This is a genomic window from Vibrio sp. V23_P3S9T160 (assembly GCF_963886625.1).
In the GTDB taxonomy this organism is placed as follows: Bacteria; Pseudomonadota; Gammaproteobacteria; order Enterobacterales; family Vibrionaceae; genus Vibrio; species Vibrio anguillarum.
The window spans coordinates 23,232-41,977 of the sequence record NZ_CAWPDB010000055.1; the positions used below are offsets into that span (position 1 = coordinate 23,232).

Below are 18,746 nucleotides of genomic sequence, written 5' to 3' on the forward strand. Positions count from 1 at the left end.
TGACAAATTAAAGGTAATGATTCTATGGCAAGTGTAGGCCTCTTCTTTGGTAGCGATACCGGTAATACTGAAGCCGTTGCGAAAATGATTCAAAAGCAACTGGGTAAGCAGCTCGTTCACGTTCAAGATATTGCGAAAAGCAGCAAAGAAGACATTGATAATTTTGACTTATTGTTACTGGGTATCCCTACTTGGTACTACGGTGAAGCGCAGTGTGATTGGGATGATTTTTTCCCAGAATTAGAAGCGATCGACTTCTCAACGAAATTAGTTGCTATTTTTGGTTGCGGCGATCAAGAAGACTACGCTGAATACTTCTGTGACGCGATGGGTACAGTGCGTGACATTATCGAAAGCAAAGGCGCAACGATTATTGGCCACTGGCCAACTGAAGGTTATGAATTCGAAGCCTCTAAAGCCTTGGTTGCGGGTGACAATAGCCACTTTATTGGTTTATGCATCGATGAAGATCGTCAACCAGAGCTGACTGAACAGCGCGTCAGCACATGGGTTAAGCAGATTTATGAAGAGATGTGTTTAGCTGAACTTGAAGGCTAATCTCTTAAACATAAAAAATCCCCTTGCGAGGGGATTTTTTATTGGTCCATGTTCAAGCACTTTGCTTTACCAAAGTAGATGACCGATAAATGGAGCAAGCAACACAGTGACCATGCCCGCAATCATCATCACCACACTCGACACTACCCCTTCAGCATTGCCAATTTGATACGCTTTTGCCGTTCCTGCACCGTGCGCGGAAGCACCAAGACTGGCTCCTTTACCAAGCCCAGAGCGAATGGATAATAACGCTAACACCACTTCACCTACCGCCATGCCTATCACCCCAGTAAGTACCACAAACAGAGCAGTCAGATCACTTTGCCCACCAATTGACTTCGTTGCCTCAACAGCAAAAGGCGTGGTAATCGAGCGCATCGCTAAACTGCGCTGAAGCATATCGGGTAATTCAAACCAACGAGCCAATAAAACCGTGCTTCCCACAGCCACCACAACCGATACGAACACTCCCACGGATAGAGAGAGCCAGTGGCGCTTGATCAACAATCGGTTGTCATAGACCGGAATAGCAAAAGCCACTGTAGCCGGACCAAGTAGCCACAATAACCAATGAGATTCTGCCATATAGGTCTGGTAAGGGATGTGAAAGATCATCACAACAGCCACTAACAATATAGGGGCCAATAGCAGCGGCATTAAGAAAATAGAACGTTTACGTTGATAAAGGCACTTGCTGCCATAGTAAAAAGCCAAGGTTAACAGCAAGCAAAATACACCAAGCAGTGTTGAGGTAAGTAGTGAGCTCATGATGAACGCTCCACTTTAGTTAGGCGTATTGCCCGGTTGCTTTTTCTACGCGCTAATATAAGCTCTAAACGATACATTTTATCAACGGTCCAAGCAGTAATAGCAATGACCATGATGGTACTGATGACAAGTACCGCCATAATTCGTAACCCTTGTTGTTGCATTAACTCTTGATAGTTAACGACCGCAATGACCGCTGGTACAAAGAACAACAGCATTTCCGCCAATAACCAAGTTGCTCCCTTACGCAACCAATCAACTTTTACAACTCGCATAATCACTAAAGTTAATAGCAATAGCATGCCAGTTAAATTTGCGGGTAAAGGAATATGAAAAGTGCTGACTAGAAAATCCGCCAAAAACCAAATCATTGATAGCGCAACAACTTGTACCACTGTTTGCAGATTGTTTTTTACCCTTTGGCTGTTTCTTATTCTTTGCATGATGAGACTAATGCCGTTTTGTGAAATTAGTCACATTATATTAAGCTATGAAACCATCGTAAAATGACTTTTTATTATCATTTTCATGCCAAAATGGAATGATCAAAAGGAGATATTATGGATATTAAAGCACTGCGCTATTTTGTTGAATTGGTCAATCAACAAAGCTTTACCCGCGCATCCGAGCAACTGTTCGTCACCCAGCCCACCATCAGTAAGATGATCCGCAGTCTAGAGCAGGAAATTGAACAGCCACTATTACATCGTGAAGGTCGACGTTTCTGGCTTACCGATGCAGGAGAAGTTGTCTATCAAAGAGCGCTAGAGATCTTAGCGCAGATGTCTCAGTTAGAAGCTGAACTGATCGATCTCAATCAGGTAAAGCGTGGACAACTGCATCTCGGTATTCCACCAATGGTTGGACACCTTTATGCAGGTCTGATCCGCCAATACCGTCAAACCTACCCTCATGTAGAGCTCACCATCGTTGAGTATGGCGGACGTAAAATAGAGCAAGCTATTCTAAATGGAGAAATTGACGTAGCCGTCACCATGCTTTCGTCTCATCCGATTGATAATCTGCGGTCACTCTCCTTAGACAGTTACCCCATTTGCGCCGTACTCCCCGATTCATCTCCTTGGAAGCAGCAAGAAGCCATCGGTTGGGAGCAACTACAAAATGAGCCATTTTACCTCTATACCCATGATTTTACGCTGAGTGACTACATCCACTCATTCTGCCTACAACACGGATTTACACCACAAGTTGCAGCGCGCAGTAGCCAGTGGGATTTTTTAGTCGCGTTGGTCAAAAGTGGCGTAGGTGTTGCCTTTCTACCCGAACCACTTTGTCGACGAATTCAAGGAGAAGGCGTCTTAGTCAAACCTATGACACCCAGTATTGATTGGCACTTAGGATTAATATGGCACGCGGAACGGTACGTTTCTCGCACCGCCGAAGCTTGGATTGAGCTGTGCCAAATGCAGAATGAACAGCCTTAGCGGTCACAAAAAGTAACCATTTTGTCTGCATCACTCTCTTCTCTGTATTTAGGTTTTTTGCGCACGTACAATTTACGTTGCACTTCAGAGACCACTTCGCCTTTGGCATCCTTAACATGGATAACAAATTCCGGAAAGCATTTATCCCCATTGGCCGTGCTCACTAAGATTGAATCCAGTTGGTCTTGCGTTATCAGAAACTCCGCATACAAATCAGAATGGCCCGGTTTGATAAAGTTGATGCTGGCCTCTTTGTCCCATACATAATATTGCTCACCCAAAATCCCCATTAACATCAAAGAGTAAACAGGGTCAGTAAGAGAGAAAATGCTGCCACCATACTGAGTGCGATTGGCATTTTTGTTCCACCACCGCAGCTTTAGGCGCATTTTCACCTGACGGAAGTCGCTACTAATTTCATCAATGTGGATACCAGCTCCCCAAAAAGGAGGCCAGCTATTTAACGCCCACTTAACAATATTTGGCTTATAAAATCTTGCTAAAGAGTGATTCATTCCGTGCTCACCTTTTAAACCTATCGACTCAATCACTAATAAATGTTACGCAATTGTAACTGGTAAGAGCTGTTATATCAGTGATATAACGCGGCTTTGTGACAAATATAAAGTAACCCTTTGAACTTCGTGGTTTATTGTTAGCAGTGACTCCCCTATAATGATCGCAATTATGAATTCTGTTAACTGCTGCAGATCATCAACAGGAAAGTGTATGTCAGATAATAACCAAGCGCTCAAGGATGCAGGTCTTAAAGTTACCCTTCCTAGGCTAAAAATTTTAGAAGTGCTACAGCAGCCTGAATGCCAACATATCAGCGCTGAAGAACTGTATAAGAAATTGATTGATCTTGGTGAAGAAATCGGTCTTGCGACTGTTTATCGAGTATTAAACCAATTTGATGATGCGGGTATTGTCACTCGTCACCATTTTGAAGGTGGAAAATCCGTTTTTGAACTTTCAACACAACACCACCACGACCACTTAGTGTGCTTAGATTGTGGTGAAGTGATTGAGTTTTCAGATGAGGTGATCGAACAACGCCAAAGAGAGATTGCCGAGCAATATAATGTACAGCTCACCAATCACAGCCTTTATCTATATGGTAAATGTGCCGACGGCAGTTGCAAGCAGAACCCTAACGCGCACAAGTCAAAAAGATAGCCATCATTCTCAGCCTTGAGCTGGACGATAATAAAAAAGCCGGGTGAATCAATCACTCGGCTTTTTTGTGTAGAGAGAAAGGAGTGGTAAGCCACTCCTTTTTACTAGGTATTAATTAGAAATAATCTCGAATCAACACTTCCGCAATTTGTACCGCATTTGTTGCAGCGCCTTTTCTCACGTTATCTGCCACTACCCACATGTTAATGCCACTGTGGTGACTGATATCGTTGCGAATACGCCCTACAAGAACCGTATCCTTCCCTCCCGCATCGCGAACTTGCGTTGGGAAATCATTCCCGCTGAATACTTCAATACCTTCAGTTTTCTCTAATAACTCAATAACTTGCTCAGCATCAATCGGTAAGCGTGTTTCAATATGCAGTGACTCAGCATGGCCGTAAAAAACCGGCACGCGTACACAAGTTGGGTTGACCATAATGGTTGAGTCATTGAATATTTTTTGCGTTTCCCACACCATTTTCATCTCTTCCTTGGTGTAGCCATTATCCATAAACTGGTCGATTTGTGGGATGCAGTTAAACGCAATTTGCTGGCTAAAAACATCAGGATCGGCCGAAACACCGTTTAATAGCCTTGCGGTTTGTCCCGCCAACTCATCAATGCCTGACTTCCCGGCTCCTGAAACGGACTGATAAGTTGATACGTTAATTCGCTCGATACCCACAGCATCGTGAATCGGCTTTAACGCCACCAACATTTGGATGGTTGAGCAGTTTGGGTTCGCAATAATATTGCGGTTACGGAAATCCGCAATCGCTTCAGGGTTCACTTCAGGCACAACAAGTGGAATATCGTACTCATAGCGGAAATGTGAGGTGTTATCGATGACTACCACGCCTTCTTCTGTGGCAATAGGTGCCCATTTTGCGGACAATTCACCACCAGCGGAAAACAGTGCAATCTGAACTTGTGACCAATCGAAATCTTCAACATTTTGTACTTGTATGGTCTTACCATTGAAGCGGTAGAATTTACCTTCACTACGCTCACTGGCAAGTAGGTAAAGTTCACCAACGGGGAATTTGCGATCTTTGAGCACTTCAAGCATGGTTTCACCAACCGCGCCGGTTGCTCCTAAAATAGCGATATTAAATTCTTGGCTCATTTGTTACCTCTGTTTTAAAACCTAATTTAGCTAAGGTAGTGAGATCACACGACTCACTACCGACGACAGTCATCGCGCTATATTCTCTTCTATCCCAATAAAGTTTACGCATTTGATCAAAAGCACCTGGTTTGCCAATTTCACGGCGAAACAAGGCGTCATCTTTGCGTACGTCATAAATCAATTGGGTTAAACTGTGTAATGTTTCCTCATCCCAACCGCGTGATAAATACACTTTGGCAATGGGAGCCTCGGGTAATAAACTACTGGCATTCGCGCAATGGTCATCGCCAAGATACTCACAAAAACTATTGAAAATCATGGTCGTGCCTCGGGCTTTACCTTCTAACCCATAGCCAGCCACATGCGGCGTCGCAAAGGCGAGCAAAGGCAGCAGTTCCATATCCACTTCAGGTTCAAATTCAAACACGTCTAAAGCGGCAATAAAACCATCATTTTTCTGTAGGCGTTGTTTCAGCGCTTGGTTATCCACCACAGGGCCACGAGCCGCATTGATCAAGATCTGATCACTGCGCAACTGGGCAAGTCGAACTTCATCAATCAAGTGATGAGTTGGCCATTCACCACTTTTAGTAATGGGTGTATGCAGCGTAATGACATCCGCTTTATCAAGTAAAACATCAAGATGAGTAAACTCGCGGCAATCACCTTGTGCTTGTTTTGGGGGATCGTTGAGCAGCACATTAATGCCAATCCCCGCTAAACACTCGGCTAAATAGCTGCCGACTTGACCAGCACCAATAATGCCAACGGTTTTCTCTAAGGCAGAAAAACCATGCTGCTGTGCTAACACCATCAATACACTGAAAACATACTCAGCCACTCCCACCTTATTACACCCCGGTGCGGCAGTAAAAAAGATGCCTCTTTCAGCCAAAAGCGCTTGATCAACGTGGTCCATACCTGCCGTCGCCGTACCAACAAACTTTAATTTATTGGCTTTCGCTAATAGTGCTTGATTTACTCTCGTAACAGAACGAATCATCAAGGCGTCAACGTCGATAAGATCATCAGCCGTTAAGCTTCTACCGGGTTTCAACACCACCTCACCAAGCTGGCTAAATAACGATTCAGCATAAGGCATGTTTTCATCAATAAGGATTTTCATAGCGGAGTTCACAATTTTCGAAATTGAAGGAATTGTGCAGAAAAGCGCACAGACTGTCGAGAAGAAATCCCGCTTTCCATAAAAATGCCCGGCTCCTCACGGAAACCGGGCAAAAACCCAGAACAAAAGGATCCCGTCCCGCTCTCCATGGGACAGAGTCTGCGTCTGTTCGATCAGCTAAGCTGACCCGCTCTGGAAACCTTTTTATTAGAGGTGTGTAGGCGCATTAGCCTTGATACTTTTTGATCACTAGCGTCGCGTTCGTACCGCCAAAACCAAAGCTGTTAGACATCACAGTGGTTAGCTCTTGCTCGCGCATTGCGGTCACAATATCAAGGCCATCAGCCGCTGGATCTAAATTGTCAATGTTGATGCTTGGCGCGATAAAGCCGTGGTGAAGCATCAAGGTAGAGTAGATGGCTTCATGCACACCTGCCGCACCCAATGCGTGGCCAGTCATTGCTTTTGTTGCCGAGATAGCTGGGCTGTTGCCAGCGAACACTTCTTGAATGGCACCCAACTCTTTTACATCACCGACAGGTGTGGAAGTACCATGTGTATTGACATAATCCACACTATCTACCGCTTGCATTGCCATCTTCATGCAACGCACAGCGCCTTCACCTGATGGAGCCACCATGTCGTAGCCATCGGATGTCGCACCGTAACCGACGATTTCACCGTAAATTTTTGCGCCGCGAGCCAGTGCATGCTCAAGCTCTTCAACCACAACCATGCCGCCGCCGCCTGAAATCACGAAACCATCGCGGTCAGCATCGTAAGTACGTGACGCTTTTTCTGGTGTTTCGTTGTACTTAGTTGACAGCGCACCCATTGCATCAAACATCATAGTTAAAGACCAATCGAGCTCTTCACCACCACCTGCAAACACAACATCTTGCTTACCCAATTGGATAAGTTCCATTGCGTGACCAATACAGTGAGCCGACGTCGCACAAGCGGAGCTCATGGTGTAGTTGACGCCACGGATTTTAAATGGCGTAGCAAGACAGGCTGAAACAGTCGAAGACATAGTACGTGGAACCATGTAAGGACCAACGCGCTTCACGCCTTTTGTGCGCAATGTGTCGACAGCAATAACTTGGTTATACGACGACGCACCGCCAGAACCAGCCACAATACCAGTGCGGTCATTAGAGACCTGCTCTGGTGCTAAACCTGAATCGGCAATCGCTTGTTCCATTGATAGGTATGCAAACGCGGCCGCATCACCCATAAAACGCATCTGTTTGCGATCAATATGGTCAGCAGGGTTCATTTTCAGGCTACCCCACACTTGAGAGCGTAAACCGTTCTCTTTGAACTGCTCAGAAGCGGTAATACCTGATTTGCCTGCTTTTAGAGACGCTAAAACTTCTTCGACGTTGTTACCGATACTTGAAACAATACCCATACCGGTGATTACGACTCGTTTCATGTGACATTCCTATAATTCAAAATTCGCTTAGATAATAACTAAGAAGAATAACAAAAGTGGTCAGCTTTCCCAGAAATTCGTACAATCTCGAGCTATATATCGCCCGATTTCACAGAATTACACCATTATGACCAGCATAACCAACGCAACACTGGGTTGGAATGAAGCGGGCACACCCGTTTCCGACCAATTCGATGACGTTTACTTTTCCAACGTTAACGGCCTAGAAGAGACGCGTTACGTGTTTCTTTCCCAAAATCATATACCACAAAGATGGCACCAATATGACCAAAAACGATTCGTCATTGCCGAAACGGGGTTTGGCACTGGGTTAAATTTTCTCGCTGTATGGCAAGAATTTGATGCGTTTAGGCAACAAAACCCAAATGCGCCATTGCAAGCGCTGCATTTTATCAGTTTTGAAAAATATCCGCTCAATAAACACGACTTGATAACAGCGCACCAAGCGTGGCCTGAATTAGCGACTTATGCGAAAAAGCTTCAACAACACTACCCGATTGCAGTACCAGAATGTCATCGCATTGTTCTTGATGATGGCGCCATTACCCTTGATCTTTGGTTCGGTGATATCAAAGAGTGTATGCCGCAAGTTCCCACAACCGAGCAAGGCGTGGTAGACGCATGGTTTTTGGATGGTTTTGCTCCCAGTAAAAACCCTGAAATGTGGAATCAAACGCTGTTTGAGAATATGGCCAAACTGGCGAAACACAAAGCCACGTGCGCCACTTTTACCGCCGCAGGTTTTGTACGACGCGGATTGATAGAAGCAGGCTTTTCGATGAAAAAAGTGAAAGGCTTTGGCACCAAAAGAGAGATGATTGCTGGTCAACTGGAACACAAAACGCCGTACAACAATATAAAACCTTGGTTTGCGATTGCGCCGACGACCAATGTTACCGACGTGGCGATCATCGGCGGCGGCATTGCTAGTGCCGCATTAGCTAAAATGCTCAATCGCCGCGGTATCAATGTCAGCCTGTATTGCGCCGATCCTCAGGCCGCTCAAGGTGCTTCAGGTAACCGACAAGGTGCGGTTTACCCACTGCTGAATAAAAACCACAGTGGTGTATCGCGTGTTTTTGCACCCGCTTTTCTGTTTGCTCGGCAATTTGTTGAGCAAATGGCGCAAACCGTCCCTTTTGATCATGATTGGTGTGGTGTGACCCAATTGATGTGGGATGAAAAATCGACCCAAAAACAGATGGCGATGCTTGAAGGGAAATTTAACCCTCAGCTAATGCACTACTGCGATCAACAAGCAACGTTACAAAACGTCGGCTTACCGACTGATATGGCCAGCTTACATTACCCACTAGGAGGGTGGCTTTGCCCTGCTCAACTGACACAAGGCCTGTTTGATCAATTAAGCCAAAGTGAGCGATTCAACGCCTATTTTAATCACAAGGTGGAGTCTTTGCGCTGGGATGAAATACAGCGGCAGTGGATATTAAGTGTTCATGGTAGCGAAAAGCACCATCAGTGTGTGGTCATTGCAAACGGTCATCAATTTGACCATTTCGAGCAAACACAAGCGTTGCCACTTGGCAAAGTGAAAGGACAAGTGAGCCATATTCCAACCACAGAAACATTGCAAAAGCTAAGCAGCGTCTTGTGTTATGACGGCTATATGACGCCGCACAACCCCAACACTCAACAGCACTGCATTGGCGCAAGTTATGACCGAAGTCAAATCAACCAAGGATTCGATGCGGTGGCGCAGCAAGAGAATGGACAACGCTTAACCCGTTGTATTAACGACCAAAACTGGACACAGCAAGTCGATACATCTAGCAATCAATCTCGCCAAGGCGTTCGCTGTGTTAGCCGCGATCATTTGCCATTTGTCGGGAATGTAGGCAACTTTGAACAGATCAAGCTCGACTACCAGCCGTTACCGTCCCAAGAGCCGCAACAGGCTCCATCTGTGGCTCACTATCCTCATTTGTACTGCATGCTCGGGCTAGGATCGCGAGGGCTAAGTTCTGCGCCGTTAATGGCTGAATTGCTGGCTTCACAAATGAGTGGCGATCCGCTACCACTTGCTGTTGATGTTCTCGAAACGCTTCATCCAAGTCGAATGTGGGTGAGAAAACTCAAAAAAGGCAAAGCCATCACCGAACGTACTCCTCGATAAAACCCATCATAGAAAAAAGCCTTACTTATCCAGCAAGGCTTTTTTAATGCTCACTTTTTCACGCGAAAAGGCGTGAAACTTAACGTGAGACGAACTTAAAACGAGACAAGAAAACTATACGAGCTTCGCAACCGCGTCTTTCAATTGTGCCGCCACTTCTGGGTTAGTCACTTGACCCGTAGCCAAGTCAAAATTGTCATAAAAACTCGGTACCGAAACAGACGCTTTTACATTACCACCAAAATAAGGAGCAGAATTATTTGCCGCCGCCAAAACCGATTGCGCGCCACCAGGACCAGGAGAGCTGGCTAGGTAAACAGCAGGTTTACCTTTGAATAGTTCACGGTCAATGCGTGTTGCCCAGTCAAATAAATTTTTGTACGCCGCTGGGTAGTGACCATTATGCTCAGCAAAAGAGATAACAAACGCATCCGCTTGAGCAAGATCACGCAGAAAAGCTTGAGCGCCTTCGGCTTGACCAAGCTCTTTTTCAAGATCTTCGCTAAACATAGGAACGGTATAGTTGTTAATATCAAGCACCACCACGTCTGCACCTTCAATGAGGTGAGCGGTGTAAGTGGCCAATGCTTTATTGATTGAAGTTGAGCTGTTTGATGCTCCAAATGCGATGACTTTCATGGTGTTGCCCTTGTGTGTTCGAATATGGCTTAAGCATAGCGATCGCACAAATTAACAACAACCATAAAAATTTTACGGACTCATTCAAAGAATTCGAATGAGTTAAGTGTGCTCATCTTAAGCTTGGTTGTGAAGCTCGGTCCATAAATCGAACACAATCACGCGGTCTGCAGGCGTAAGCTCTGTGCGCGCTTGCTCTAGGCTTTGCTCAATTCGTGCTTTAAACAGAGATAGATCGTCAATTCCTTCATCTTCACACGCGGCTGCAGACAAAGAAATATGACCTCGCAAATAACCACCCGCAAACAATTCATCGTCCGATGCCGTCGCAATACGTGCATCAATCATTTCCAGCAGTTTTTCTTCAAATCCAATAATCATACAACTCTCATTTTCTCTTATTATTTAGCTAGTTATCTGATGATAAAGTGCTCTAGCCTTAATTCTGTCGTACCATAAAAAGCACGTAATGCATCTGACAGCATCTTCACTCGGGGTGGAAGCCCAACCTGTAAGATAGCGACTACCTCACGATGTACCTGAGTCATAAAGGCGATGCGGTCTGGTTCAAAATCGCCGTGTAGGTTGTCACAACTCACAGTAAAAGGAAAGCCAGCACTGACCGATAAAATCCACTCATACGCTTGAGGGCGAACCTCTACTTTTTCAAATTCGGCTTGGACTTGCGCGGTTCGCCCGTCTGGTTGATACCAATAGCCAAAATCTTCCATCAATCGTCGTTCAGGGCCGGCGACGCACCAATGCGCGATTTCGTGCAGTGCCGAGGCAAAGAAGCCTCGTGCGAAAATGATGCGGTGATGATTGATTTGCGCATCAGCAGGCAAGTAAATCGGCTCATCACCACCGAGCTCTAAACGCGTATTGAATGGCTCAAAAAAAGTGTCATTGAACAGGGAGATCAAGTCTTGGTAGTGATGTGTCATCGCTCAGTCATGCAGGCAAAAATTTCTCAACGCATTCTCTTATTTTTCTGTAGTCAGGTAAAGCCATTCAATCGCCTCACTTCATTAGTTTTATTAATCGGTCAAACGGTTTCTTGGCATAAAATCTCATTCGCCATCGCCTGACTTTACTACTACACTTGCGCCTCCATTTTTAAGTTCAACCGCTTTCTCGGTTCTTATATACCCAAGGAAGTGCTGTCGGAGTACCGCATTATGTTGCTCAGTGTTTTATATATTATTGGTATTACTGCCGAGGCGATGACTGGCGCATTGAGTGCAGGCCGTCGAAAAATGGATTGGTTCGGTGTGATGTTAGTAGCGAGTGCCACTGCGATTGGAGGCGGTACGGTGAGGGATATTTTACTCGGCCATTATCCGCTAGGTTGGGTGAAGAATCCGGAGTTTTTAGCCATTACCTGTATCGCAGGCGTTCTCACCACCGGCTTAGCTAAATGGGTAATCAAACTCAAAGGGTTGTTCATTCGTTTAGATGCATTGGGGCTAATTGTGTTCAGTATCATAGGCACAAAAGTCGCAATGGGCATGGGTTTGCATCCCGGCATTTGTATGGTTTCTGCGTTGGTCACTGGGGTGTTTGGTGGGTTATTACGCGATTTAATCTGCAGACAAACGCCATTGGTACTGCATGAAGAGCTCTACGCTTCGGTTTCATTAGTCGCTTCAGGGCTTTATTTAACCTTACTCGCATTCGGCATCAATGATGTCACCAGCACGATAGTAACGCTTATTGTGGGTTATTTATTGCGTATGGCGGCAGTGCGTTTTAAATGGCGTTTGCCTTCTTTCCAGCTTGATGCTGAAAATCAGATTCATTAGCCATAATCCGGTGTTAGATATTTAGCTGACTTGTTTCGATAAAAAAATTCATTCAGCCGCGGAAATTGGCCAAACAGAAAATTGCTTAAAACACTTAAAACAAAAGCGCCCTTACAAAAAGGGCGCTTTTCATTTTAATTCGGTTATGCTGGATTAGATTTTAGGCGTTTCGGTTTGAACCGCAAAATTCTGCCCGCGATGACGAAGTAAGTGGTCCATCAACACAATCGCCAGCATTGCTTCGGCAATGGGCACGGCGCGAATACCAACGCAAGGATCATGGCGACCTTTCGTGATAAGTTGTGTGGGTTCACCCGTGCGAGTAATGGTATCGCCAGGTACTGTAATACTTGACGTGGGTTTAAGCGCAATACTGGCAACAATATCTTGCCCAGTCGAAATACCGCCTAAAATACCGCCGGCATGATTTGAGCGAAAGCCGTTCGGTGTTAGAGGATCTCGATGCTGGCTGCCTTTTTGCTGCACGACATCAAAACCGTCACCAATCTCTACCCCTTTCACCGCATTAATGCTCATCAAAGCATGTGCAATATCCGCATCTAGACGATCAAATACCGGCTCACCTAAACCAACAGGCAGGTTGGTCGCGACAACTTGAATCTTTGCACCGATCGAATCACCTTCTTTTTTCAAATCACGGATCAGTTGGTCGAATGCCGCCACTTTGTCTGCATCTGGACAGAAAAAGGCGTTATTCTCAATTTCATTCCAATCCACTTTATCGATACAAACATCACCCATTTGTGACAAGTAAGCGCGAATTTCAACCCCAAATTCTTGTTTGAGATATTTCTTCGCAATGGCTCCCGCTGCCACTCGCATCGCTGTCTCACGTGCTGATGAACGGCCACCACCACGATAGTCGCGAATGCCATATTTTTGATGGTAGGTATAATCGGCATGACCGGGGCGAAACTTGTCTTTAATGTCTGAATAATCGGTTGAACGTTGGTCGGTATTTTCAATTAATAGACCAATCGATGTACCTGTGGTTTTCCCCTCAAATACACCAGAAAGAATTTTGACTTCATCCGCTTCACGGCGCTGCGTTGTATAGCGAGATGTGCCAGGACGGCGACGATCTAGGTCTATCTGTAAGTCAGCTTCTGTAATTTCTAAGCCCGGAGGGCATCCGTCGACGATACATCCTAGTGCGATACCGTGACTTTCTCCGAATGTCATCACCCGAAAATGTTGTCCGATACTGTTTCCTGCCATTACTTCCTCAATATTGATGACACAGAGCGACATGCTCTCTATCACCGCTTCATTCTATTGTTCGTGGATTCATAGTGGCTTTATTACGAAATGATGTAAAGCCCCAAAATAAAGCAATGTGTATTTTTCTAATGGATAAAAAAACGCCAGCACTGTGGCTGGCGTTTTTTTATGCGTACGGCATTAGTCGATATAAAGCGCAAAGTCGCTAGCGCAATCAACCAACTGCTGGCGAGTTAGCATGAATACGCCATGCCCACCATTTTCAAACTCAAGCCAAGTAAACGGAATGTGGTCGTATTGGTTCATCATATGCACCATCGAATTGCCCACTTCACAGATCAAAATACCGTTATCAGTGAGGTACCCCGCCGCATTGGCCAAAATACGACGCACCAATTTCAAACCATCGGTACCGGCGGCTAAGCCGAGTTCTGGTTCGTGTTTGAACTCTTTGGGCAAACTATTCATATCTTCTTGATCCACATACGGTGGATTCGACACGATTAGGTCATATTTCTCTTTTGGCAAATCACGGAATAGATCGGAACGGATCGGGAAAACTTGTTGCTCCATACCGTGATCTTGAATATTTTGCTCTGCCACTTGCAGTGCGTCGGTTGAGATATCAATCGCATCCACTTCAGCATCAGGGAACGCGTGGGCGCACGCAATGGCGATGCAACCGCTGCCAGTACACAAATCCATAATACGTACAGGCTCGTCGATCAACCAAGGTTGGAACTGCGCTTCAATCAATTCGCCAATCGGTGAACGTGGCACCAGTACTCGCTCATCCACATAAAACTCAAGGCCACAGAACCACGCTTTATTGGTTAAATAAGCGATAGGAGTACGTTCATTAATGCGCTTAATCACCCGTTCAACAATACGCAGACGTTCGCTGCCTGTTAAACGAGAATTCAGTACATGCGGAGGAACATCAATCGGAAGATAGAGTGTCGGTAGGATTAGCTGAACGGCTTCATCCCACGCATTATCGGTCCCATGACCATAAAATAAGTTGGCGGCATTAAAACGGCTGACCGTCCAACGAATCATATCTTGAAGCGTGTGAAGTTCAGAAACCGCCTCTTCTACAAAAATCTTATCCAAAATTGCCTCCGAAAAGCGCTACAATACTGCCAATATCGATCTGTTAGAAAATGACCAAACCCAATGAGCCAAAAAGAGACCGAACACGATGACGCTTTCGACTTGTTTCGGGATGCAGTAAAGGGCGTTAAAAAGTTGCGACAGGATACCATAATCCAGCCGCCAAACAGAAACCCCAAACAAAAAGAAATCCGCCGTATTGCGCGGGAAGCCAGCGATACCGAATTTTATTTTTCCGATGAGTTTATACCAAAACTCAGCGATGAAGGCCCGACGCGCTATGCTCGTGATGATGTGTCGAAATATGAAGTTAAACGGTTAAGACGTGGCGTCTATGTGCCGGATGTATTTTTGGATATGCACGGCATGACACAGCAAGAAGCGAAACGAGAACTTGGGGCGATGGTTGCTTATTGTGTGAAAGAAAATATTCACTGCGCTTGTGTCCAACATGGGATCGGTAAACACATTCTCAAACAAAAAGTTCCTCTCTGGCTCGCTCAACATCCTGATGTGATGGCATTTCATCAAGCCCCTCTTGAATTTGGCGGGCATGGCGCGGTGTTGGTGCTGCTTTCTATTCCTGATAAGTGATTTAAACTGACGCTAACTTCAGCATCAACGCTTTTGCTCCAGCATAACGATGAGGATTAATGTCGTAAATCCGGTGGAATCGGCATGTTATTCTCATCGAGTTTGGGTCTTTGGCCACCGCGTTTACGATACTGCTTAAGCTGAAAGACATAAGCCAGTACCTGCGCAACCGCCACGAAAAGCCCGTCGGGGATCTCCTGCTCAAGATCGGTTGTGTGATAAAGCGCTCGAGCCAAAGGCGGTGCGGGGATGATGTGTATATCATGCGCACGTGCTACTTCACGAATTTTCATCGCCATGTGATCGACGCCTTTAGCCACCACAATCGGTGCTTTATCCGTATTTTGTTTATAGCGCAGCGCAACTGAGAAGTGTTCTGGGTTGGTGATGATTACATCCGCTTGTGGCACTTCCGCCATCATCCGCCGCTGGGCCGCTTCACGCTGCAACATCCGAATTCGGCCTTTAACCTCAGGTTTTCCTTCCGTATCTTTGTATTCGTCTTTTACTTCTTGCTTGGTCATTTTTAATTGGTCAGCGTGCTGCCAGATTTGGAATGGGATATCGATGGCGACCACGACCAATAAAGAACAACTGATCAGCAACACGAAGTTAAGCAAAATATCGAGCGCATGGAAAATATTTTGTGGATAGACATCCATGCTCAGTTGAAATAGATCTTCTTTCGATGCATTGATCAGATAAAAAGCAACGCCAGAAACAAGCAGTACTTTTAAAATGGACTTAAATAACTCAACCCAACTTTGCAAACCGAACATACGTTTTAAGCCACTGAGCGGGTTCATTTTGGAGGGCTTGGGCATCGCAGCTTCGACAGAAAAGTTAATTCCACCAATGCCAGCCGCGCCAATTAATGCAGCAATAAATAACGTGATTAAGATAAGCGAGAGTGGCAATATCAGGGTCGCAAGAGAACCAGCCGCAATATCAAACAACTTTCCGAGATCAAACACTTCTTCTCGGCTTAAGTTGAAGATTCGACCCATCAAAGCGTACAAGGCTCGGGCTAACGATTCGCCAAACCACATCAATGCAATCGCACCCACTACCAGTACCGAAACGGACGCTAACTCTTTTGAACGAGCGACTTGACCTTTTTTTCGCGCCTCGTCCAATCGCTTGGGCGTGGCGTCTTCGGTACGTTCTTGACCGTCTGACTCTGCCAAACGCGCCTCCTAACAGTTCATACGGATAAGGCGACAAATTTGTTGCTCGCCTTCTAACCAGAATAGTTCGTAGTGACTATACAGGCCGCCTAAAATATACCAACAGAGTAACAAGCCGACCAAAAGCGCAAACGCAAAACCCAACGAGAAAATGTTGAGCTGAGGGGCTGCACGAGTCATTACACCAAATGATAAGTTGACGGTTAATAGCGCAATGATGCCAGAAAGAGACATACTCAGCGCCACTTTAAACATAATTCCCAGCCACAATGCGAGCTCACGAAAATCCACGGTCGTTAATGCCCCATCGCCAATAGGCAAGGTTTTGAAACTGAATACCACCAGTTGGATCATCTTTAAATGACCATCGGTTGCTAAGAAGAACAAGGTCGCTAAAAACATAAACAATTGACCAAGCAAAGGGGTGTTCTGCCCGTTTACGGGGTCGACCATTGAAGCAAAACCTAAGCTGGCTTGCATACCCAATATTTGGCCAAGCATAACAAAGGTTTGGATTATAAACTGGGTGATCATGCCCATTGCAACGCCAATAATAATCTGCTCAAAGGTGGTCAAAAAACCTTTAAATGAAAGTAGTTCAACGGTCTCTGAAACGACAGGAATCGCGGGCATCACGGCGAAGGTAATAGCCAAACCTAAGTAGAGCCGCACTCGGGTCGGAACAAAGCGGGCCCCAGTGACTGACATCACCATCAGCATGGCGGAAATACGAGTGTAGGGCCAAAAATAGCTAGCAATCCACTCTAAAACGAGGCTTGTTGGGTACTCCATTCAAGCTCCTAGTACAGTACCTGTGGTAGCCGTTCAACGATAGAGAAGAAATACTCCATCAACATCTGCGTCATCCAATGGGCAAAGAACATCAGTGCCAGTAACGTCACAATGAGACGCGGTAAAAAGCTCAACGTCTGTTCGTTAATTGAGGTCGCGGCTTGGAAAATGGCGACCACTAAGCCAATCAACAAACTCGGGATGATGATGGCGCACACCATGATAAGCACCATCCACAGCGCGTCTCGAAACAGCTCAACAAAGACTTCAGGAGTCATTCGCGCCCCCGCTATAAAGCAAAACTGCCGGCTAGCGTTGAGAGGATCAAGTTCCATCCATCCACTAGTACAAACAGCATGAGTTTAAAAGGCAGCGAAACGATCATCGGCGAAAGCATCATCATACCCATCGCCATCAAAACAGACGCCACCACTAAATCAATGATTAAAAAGGGTAAAAATAGCATAAAGCCGATTTGAAACGCCGTTTTTAGCTCCGAGGTGATGAACGCAGGGATCAGCACCGCCATCGAGACCTCTTCAGGATTGGTTGCGTCAGAGCCCGATATCTCAACAAAGGTTTCTAAATCTTTGACTCGCGTCTGTTTCAGCATGAAGGCTTTTAGTGGCTCTTGAGCCGTATCAAACGCTTGACGCGCCGTCATCTGCTCATTGAGATATGGCTGCACAGCTTGCTCATTAATGGCGTTGATGACTGGTGACATAATGAAAAAAGTGAGAAAAATAGCGATGCCGATAATTACTTGGTTTGACGGCGTTTGTTGCAGGCCCATTGCCTGGCGCAAGATCGACATCACAATCACGATACGTGTAAAGGAAGTCATCAAAATGACCATGGCAGGCAAAAAACCCAACATGGTCATCAAGGCTAAAATTTGTAGATTGATCGAGTAATCTTGACTGCCATCTGAATTGGTCGTCATGGTAAATGCTGGAATACCGCCACCACCACTGACGCTACCAGCGGCTATGGTTTTAGAGGCGCCACTGTCTTTATTCATCGCCGTTACTGTCACCGTTTCTGCGCCTACGGCGCTGGAAGGAATTGGTGTGGCTAACTCTTGCTCTGAAAACGCAAACGGGGTAAACAATAATGCCACCAGCAACATAGAAAGATGCCATAGATGAGCAAGGTAACCCAATGAGGCCGTGCGACTATTTCTTGTCATTTTTCTTTAGCAGCTGAGTCAGTTGACCGGCAAACGGACTGACCTCAGCCTCCTCCTGTTTGAGTGGGGCATCTAATTTTGCGATCAATTGGACGGATTGTGACGTGACTCCGACGAGAAATTGTTCTTCTCCCGCTTGCACAATAACGATACGCTCTTTAGTACCCACTGGCAGTTGACGTACAATGCTCAACCCTTTTTGATTACCGAACGTGGGCACTCGCATTCGTTTTAACACCCAAGCCAAAAAGAGAATTAGCGCAATAACGAACAAAAGCGACCCGAAAGTGGTCGCTAAATCTAAGTGATCATTCGGCGCTGCCATCGCTTGGCTTGAACAGAGCAATAAACCGATCAGTTTTTTCATCCAAATACTTCTTTTTCGTA

At 45.7% G+C, this 18,746-nt stretch carries 22 protein-coding genes; 6 read left to right on the forward strand and 16 right to left on the reverse strand.

Annotated features, from left to right (window positions below):
• Positions 1–24 precede the first annotated feature (24 nt).
• Entirely contained in the window at positions 25–558 is a 534-nt protein-coding gene (fldA, locus tag AACU59_RS03265) for a flavodoxin FldA (RefSeq protein WP_013856340.1), read from the forward strand.
• Between the two features lie 66 nt (positions 559–624).
• Here the strand turns inward: fldA and AACU59_RS03270 are convergent, their stop codons facing one another.
• Positions 625–1,326: an LrgB family protein gene (locus AACU59_RS03270; RefSeq protein WP_094144632.1), complete on the reverse strand. Its 702-nt coding sequence runs from the start codon at positions 1,324–1,326 to the stop codon at positions 625–627.
• The gene (locus AACU59_RS03275) at positions 1,323–1,769 is read right to left on the reverse strand and encodes a CidA/LrgA family protein (RefSeq protein ID WP_013856338.1); all 447 of its coding nucleotides are present in this window, start codon (positions 1,767–1,769) and stop codon (positions 1,323–1,325) included. The genes AACU59_RS03270 and AACU59_RS03275 overlap by 4 nt, the downstream gene beginning before the upstream one ends.
• 117 nt (positions 1,770–1,886) lie before the next feature.
• On the opposite strand from AACU59_RS03275, the gene AACU59_RS03280 reads away from it, so the two are divergent.
• Positions 1,887–2,771 carry a LysR family transcriptional regulator gene (locus AACU59_RS03280; protein WP_094145625.1) on the forward strand — a complete coding sequence of 295 codons (885 nt, stop codon included), beginning with the start codon at positions 1,887–1,889 and terminating at the stop codon, positions 2,769–2,771.
• On the opposite strand, the gene AACU59_RS03285 is transcribed toward AACU59_RS03280, so the two are convergent.
• On the reverse strand, positions 2,768–3,286 hold the full coding sequence (locus AACU59_RS03285) for a DUF4442 domain-containing protein (RefSeq protein WP_010318688.1): 519 nt from the start codon (positions 3,284–3,286) through the stop codon (positions 2,768–2,770). The two genes, AACU59_RS03280 and AACU59_RS03285, sit on opposite strands and share 4 nt — an antisense overlap.
• Before the next feature lie 214 nt (positions 3,287–3,500).
• Here AACU59_RS03285 and fcrX point away from each other — a divergent pair, with 214 nt between their 5' ends.
• Positions 3,501–3,950, forward strand: a complete 450-nt coding sequence (gene fcrX / locus AACU59_RS03290) for a ferric iron uptake transcriptional regulator FcrX (RefSeq protein ID WP_010318689.1) — start codon at positions 3,501–3,503, stop codon at positions 3,948–3,950.
• 115 nt (positions 3,951–4,065) lie between these two features.
• On the opposite strand, the gene AACU59_RS03295 is transcribed toward fcrX, so the two are convergent.
• The 3 genes from AACU59_RS03295 to fabB form a co-directional block, all read right to left on the reverse strand.
• A complete protein-coding gene (locus AACU59_RS03295; protein ID WP_013856334.1) occupies positions 4,066–5,079 on the reverse strand; it encodes an aspartate-semialdehyde dehydrogenase in 1,014 nt (337 codons plus the stop codon).
• Positions 5,063–6,208 (reverse strand): 4-phosphoerythronate dehydrogenase, encoded by a 1,146-nt coding sequence (locus AACU59_RS03300; protein WP_094145626.1) that lies wholly within the window; start codon positions 6,206–6,208, stop codon positions 5,063–5,065. The genes AACU59_RS03295 and AACU59_RS03300 overlap by 17 nt, the downstream gene beginning before the upstream one ends.
• Positions 6,209–6,434: 226 nt before the next feature.
• A complete protein-coding gene (gene fabB, locus AACU59_RS03305) occupies positions 6,435–7,646 on the reverse strand; it encodes a beta-ketoacyl-ACP synthase I (RefSeq protein WP_094145627.1) in 1,212 nt (403 codons plus the stop codon).
• A 127-nt stretch (positions 7,647–7,773) separates the two neighbouring features.
• On the opposite strand from fabB, the gene mnmC reads away from it, so the two are divergent.
• On the forward strand, positions 7,774–9,801 hold the full coding sequence (gene mnmC / locus AACU59_RS03310) for a bifunctional tRNA (5-methylaminomethyl-2-thiouridine)(34)-methyltransferase MnmD/FAD-dependent 5-carboxymethylaminomethyl-2-thiouridine(34) oxidoreductase MnmC (RefSeq protein WP_094145628.1): 2,028 nt from the start codon (positions 7,774–7,776) through the stop codon (positions 9,799–9,801).
• A 114-nt stretch (positions 9,802–9,915) separates the two neighbouring features.
• On the opposite strand, the gene AACU59_RS03315 is transcribed toward mnmC, so the two are convergent.
• The 3 genes from AACU59_RS03315 to AACU59_RS03325 all read right to left on the reverse strand — a co-directional run bounded on the left by AACU59_RS03315 (position 9,916) and on the right by AACU59_RS03325 (position 11,384).
• Positions 9,916–10,440: an NADPH-dependent FMN reductase gene (locus tag AACU59_RS03315; RefSeq protein WP_026027294.1), complete on the reverse strand. Its 525-nt coding sequence runs from the start codon at positions 10,438–10,440 to the stop codon at positions 9,916–9,918.
• A gap of 117 nt (positions 10,441–10,557) precedes the next feature.
• Complete coding sequence (locus AACU59_RS03320; protein ID WP_013856329.1) at positions 10,558–10,821, reverse strand: YfcL family protein; 264 nt, start codon at positions 10,819–10,821, stop codon at positions 10,558–10,560.
• Between the two features lie 32 nt (positions 10,822–10,853).
• Positions 10,854–11,384 carry an elongation factor P hydroxylase gene (locus tag AACU59_RS03325; RefSeq protein ID WP_088729041.1) on the reverse strand — a complete coding sequence of 177 codons (531 nt, stop codon included), beginning with the start codon at positions 11,382–11,384 and terminating at the stop codon, positions 10,854–10,856.
• A gap of 234 nt (positions 11,385–11,618) precedes the next feature.
• Between AACU59_RS03325 and AACU59_RS03330 the strand changes: the two genes are divergently transcribed.
• Complete coding sequence (locus AACU59_RS03330) at positions 11,619–12,242, forward strand: trimeric intracellular cation channel family protein (RefSeq protein WP_026027295.1); 624 nt, start codon at positions 11,619–11,621, stop codon at positions 12,240–12,242.
• Positions 12,243–12,395: 153 nt separating this feature from the next.
• On the opposite strand, the gene aroC is transcribed toward AACU59_RS03330, so the two are convergent.
• Together aroC and prmB are read right to left on the reverse strand one after the other, a co-directional pair.
• Complete coding sequence (gene aroC / locus AACU59_RS03335) at positions 12,396–13,481, reverse strand: chorismate synthase (protein ID WP_026028357.1); 1,086 nt, start codon at positions 13,479–13,481, stop codon at positions 12,396–12,398.
• 183 nt (positions 13,482–13,664) lie between these two features.
• Positions 13,665–14,597 carry a 50S ribosomal protein L3 N(5)-glutamine methyltransferase gene (gene prmB / locus AACU59_RS03340; protein WP_013856325.1) on the reverse strand — a complete coding sequence of 311 codons (933 nt, stop codon included), beginning with the start codon at positions 14,595–14,597 and terminating at the stop codon, positions 13,665–13,667.
• A 63-nt stretch (positions 14,598–14,660) separates the two neighbouring features.
• Between prmB and smrB the strand changes: the two genes are divergently transcribed.
• Positions 14,661–15,191, forward strand: coding sequence for an endonuclease SmrB (smrB, locus tag AACU59_RS03345; protein ID WP_013856324.1), 531 nt, complete (start codon positions 14,661–14,663; stop codon positions 15,189–15,191).
• Between the two features lie 56 nt (positions 15,192–15,247).
• On the opposite strand, the gene flhB is transcribed toward smrB, so the two are convergent.
• From flhB to fliO, 5 genes are read right to left on the reverse strand one after another with little or no spacing between them, the layout of a single operon-like run.
• Positions 15,248–16,378: a flagellar biosynthesis protein FlhB gene (flhB, locus tag AACU59_RS03350; protein WP_013856323.1), complete on the reverse strand. Its 1,131-nt coding sequence runs from the start codon at positions 16,376–16,378 to the stop codon at positions 15,248–15,250.
• A gap of 9 nt (positions 16,379–16,387) precedes the next feature.
• Entirely contained in the window at positions 16,388–17,170 is a 783-nt protein-coding gene (gene fliR / locus AACU59_RS03355; protein WP_094124522.1) for a flagellar biosynthetic protein FliR, read from the reverse strand.
• Between the two features lie 8 nt (positions 17,171–17,178).
• Positions 17,179–17,448: a flagellar biosynthesis protein FliQ gene (gene fliQ, locus AACU59_RS03360; RefSeq protein WP_013856321.1), complete on the reverse strand. Its 270-nt coding sequence runs from the start codon at positions 17,446–17,448 to the stop codon at positions 17,179–17,181.
• 11 nt (positions 17,449–17,459) lie between these two features.
• Complete coding sequence (gene fliP / locus AACU59_RS03365) at positions 17,460–18,359, reverse strand: flagellar type III secretion system pore protein FliP (protein ID WP_038170156.1); 900 nt, start codon at positions 18,357–18,359, stop codon at positions 17,460–17,462.
• On the reverse strand, positions 18,346–18,726 hold the full coding sequence (fliO, locus tag AACU59_RS03370; RefSeq protein ID WP_013856319.1) for a flagellar biosynthetic protein FliO: 381 nt from the start codon (positions 18,724–18,726) through the stop codon (positions 18,346–18,348). The genes fliP and fliO overlap by 14 nt, the downstream gene beginning before the upstream one ends.
• Positions 18,727–18,746: the final 20 nt, after the last annotated feature.

Bases quoted from the DNA above. Each gene is read 5' to 3' on its own strand.
- fldA (WP_013856340.1), top strand. From the start codon at position 25: ATGGCAAGTGTAGGCCTCTTCTTTGGTAGCGATACCGGTAATACTGAA.
- AACU59_RS03270 (WP_094144632.1), bottom strand. From the start codon at position 1,326: ATGAGCTCACTACTTACCTCAACACTGCTTGGTGTATTTTGCTTGCTG.
- AACU59_RS03275 (WP_013856338.1), bottom strand. From the start codon at position 1,769: ATGCAAAGAATAAGAAACAGCCAAAGGGTAAAAAACAATCTGCAAACA.
- AACU59_RS03280 (WP_094145625.1), top strand. From the start codon at position 1,887: ATGGATATTAAAGCACTGCGCTATTTTGTTGAATTGGTCAATCAACAA.
- AACU59_RS03285 (WP_010318688.1), bottom strand. From the start codon at position 3,286: ATGAATCACTCTTTAGCAAGATTTTATAAGCCAAATATTGTTAAGTGG.
- fcrX (WP_010318689.1), top strand. From the start codon at position 3,501: ATGTCAGATAATAACCAAGCGCTCAAGGATGCAGGTCTTAAAGTTACC.
- AACU59_RS03295 (WP_013856334.1), bottom strand. From the start codon at position 5,079: ATGAGCCAAGAATTTAATATCGCTATTTTAGGAGCAACCGGCGCGGTT.
- AACU59_RS03300 (WP_094145626.1), bottom strand. From the start codon at position 6,208: ATGAAAATCCTTATTGATGAAAACATGCCTTATGCTGAATCGTTATTT.
- fabB (WP_094145627.1), bottom strand. From the start codon at position 7,646: ATGAAACGAGTCGTAATCACCGGTATGGGTATTGTTTCAAGTATCGGT.
- mnmC (WP_094145628.1), top strand. From the start codon at position 7,774: ATGACCAGCATAACCAACGCAACACTGGGTTGGAATGAAGCGGGCACA.
- AACU59_RS03315 (WP_026027294.1), bottom strand. From the start codon at position 10,440: ATGAAAGTCATCGCATTTGGAGCATCAAACAGCTCAACTTCAATCAAT.
- AACU59_RS03320 (WP_013856329.1), bottom strand. From the start codon at position 10,821: ATGATTATTGGATTTGAAGAAAAACTGCTGGAAATGATTGATGCACGT.
- AACU59_RS03325 (WP_088729041.1), bottom strand. From the start codon at position 11,384: ATGACACATCACTACCAAGACTTGATCTCCCTGTTCAATGACACTTTT.
- AACU59_RS03330 (WP_026027295.1), top strand. From the start codon at position 11,619: ATGTTGCTCAGTGTTTTATATATTATTGGTATTACTGCCGAGGCGATG.
- aroC (WP_026028357.1), bottom strand. From the start codon at position 13,481: ATGGCAGGAAACAGTATCGGACAACATTTTCGGGTGATGACATTCGGA.
- smrB (WP_013856324.1), top strand. From the start codon at position 14,661: ATGAGCCAAAAAGAGACCGAACACGATGACGCTTTCGACTTGTTTCGG.
- fliR (WP_094124522.1), bottom strand. From the start codon at position 17,170: ATGGAGTACCCAACAAGCCTCGTTTTAGAGTGGATTGCTAGCTATTTT.
- fliQ (WP_013856321.1), bottom strand. From the start codon at position 17,448: ATGACTCCTGAAGTCTTTGTTGAGCTGTTTCGAGACGCGCTGTGGATG.
- fliP (WP_038170156.1), bottom strand. From the start codon at position 18,359: ATGACAAGAAATAGTCGCACGGCCTCATTGGGTTACCTTGCTCATCTA.
- fliO (WP_013856319.1), bottom strand. From the start codon at position 18,726: ATGAAAAAACTGATCGGTTTATTGCTCTGTTCAAGCCAAGCGATGGCA.